The organism is Pseudovibrio sp. POLY-S9, assembly GCF_001431305.1.
GTDB lineage: Bacteria > Pseudomonadota > Alphaproteobacteria > Rhizobiales > Stappiaceae > Pseudovibrio.
The window spans coordinates 74,509-76,398 of the sequence record NZ_LCWX01000263.1 but is presented as its reverse complement, the minus strand read 5'-3'; the positions used below and the strand labels follow the sequence as shown (position 1 = coordinate 76,398).

Genomic DNA, 1,890 nt, shown 5'->3' with positions numbered 1-1,890 from the left:
GGCAGGAGTTTCTTCAATCGCAGGCGTTGGTGCCGGTGCAGGCTGAACAGGCTTGGCAGCTGCTGCCGCAGTTGCACGTTCTGCAGCACGCTCGGCGCGCCAGCTGTCATAATCACTCTGGGAAAGCTCATCCAGAGCTCTCGGCGAAGCAGACGCCACATTTTGTACAGGTGCAGCAGGCTCGGCAACGCGCGGTATTTCAACCGCACGTGGAGCATCCGCTGTGCGGCGTTCAAGGCGTTCACGCAAAGTCTGCTCAGGGCGCACATCCCGTGCACCAACAGCATCCAGCGTCGGTGTCGCACGGCTCACGGACCGTTGAGGACGAGACGTCTGCTCACGCTCCACCTGAGACTGATTGAGAGAAGCAACAAGGCTCTCTTCAAGATCGCGCGAAAGAATATCATCCATTTCTGGCTCTGCAGTCACATCAGCAGCAGTCACAGACTGGCGCACAGGTGCAGGCGCAGGAACTGGCTTTGCTTCAGGCACAGCCGCCGCTTTTGGAACCGGTGGAAGATCGCTGACATAGTCAACAGCCTCACTCGGCGCACCAGCAGACAACGCAGCAGCGCTCAAATCCGCAAACGGATCAGCATGTGCCGGTGACGCGGAGGTTTTTGGAGATGCAAAAACAGCATCCAGAGCCGCAAATGAATCTTGAGTTGATGCAGGCTCATTCACTTCAGCTGCACCCACTGAATAATCATCGGCCAACGTGGCGTCCTGAGAGCCATGCTGTGAAGCATGATCGGCAGTTACACTGCGCTCATCAGTCTTTGGAAACAGCGGACGGTCAGAGACTTCGCTTTCTACGCGAGAACTAGGACGGTACTGAGCAGCGCTCTCCCCGACAATTCTGGCAAGTTCTACGAGCGGATCTTGATCGCCTGCCCACTGTTGCGGTTCATCGCCTGCCGTTTGCCTAGCAGAAACCTCACCCGGACCCGGATACTTGGAGCGATTGGTCATTGCAGCGGTGTTTTCCCTTAAATAAGAGGCTCGCAATCCCCACCGCGAACCTCCAGTACTCTATCAACTATGCTCAGGCGCTAGCGCATTTCATTTGGTGCTGTGACACCCAAAACATTGAGGCCAGAAGCTATTACCTGTGAAACTGCGTAAACTAACGCGAGTCGAGCTTTGGTTAATTCTGGCGTTTTATCATTAATAAAGCGTAATTGCGGCTTTTCCTTGCCTCTGGACCAGTGTCCATGCAGGGCGCTTGCAAGCTCATACAGATAGAACGCAATGCGGTGCGGCTCGTGATTTTCTGAGGCTCCGTCTACAATTCGAGGCCACTGAGCCATCTTCGCGACCAGTGCAAGTTCACCCTCATCTTCAAGTTGTGCAAAATCTGCAGACTGCAACTCTTCAGCAGTATTAGAGAACCAATCCAGCTCTCCAGCAGCCTGACGCAGCACAGAATGACACCGAGCGTGACCGTACTGAACATAAAACACTGGATTGTCTTTTGACTGCTCTTTCACCTTGTCAAAATCGAAATCCAGCTGCGCATCGTTCTTACGATAGAGCATCATAAAGCGTACCGCATCTACGCCCACTTCATCAACCACATCGCGAAGGGTGATGAAATTACCAGAGCGCTTGGACATTTTGAACTCAGCGCCGCCCTTAAAGAGCTTCACAAGCTGACACAGACGCACAATCACATCCACATCACCGCCGGAGATCGCATTGCCGATCGCTTCCAGACGCTTCACATAGCCGCCATGGTCTGCACCAAGCACAAAGATGATTTCTTTGAACCCGCGCTCAATCTTGTCGCGCATGTAAGCAACGTCAGCGGCAAAGTAGGTGTAGCTGCCATCAGACTTCACCAGCGCACGGTCACTGTCATCACCGTAGTTGGAGGAGCGGAACAGGGTC

Annotated in this window: 1 protein-coding gene and 1 pseudogene; both read right to left on the bottom strand. The window is 53.9% G+C overall.

Going from position 1 to position 1,890, the window contains the following annotated elements:
* Window positions 1–972 (bottom strand): annotated as a pseudogene (locus PPL9_RS30530) (sporulation protein); the annotation flags it as partial.
* An 80-nt stretch (window positions 973–1,052) separates the two neighbouring features.
* Window positions 1,053–1,890, bottom strand: an 838-nt coding sequence (locus PPL9_RS30525; RefSeq protein WP_082597191.1) for a DALR anticodon-binding domain-containing protein, incomplete at its 5' end; no start/stop codon positions are given.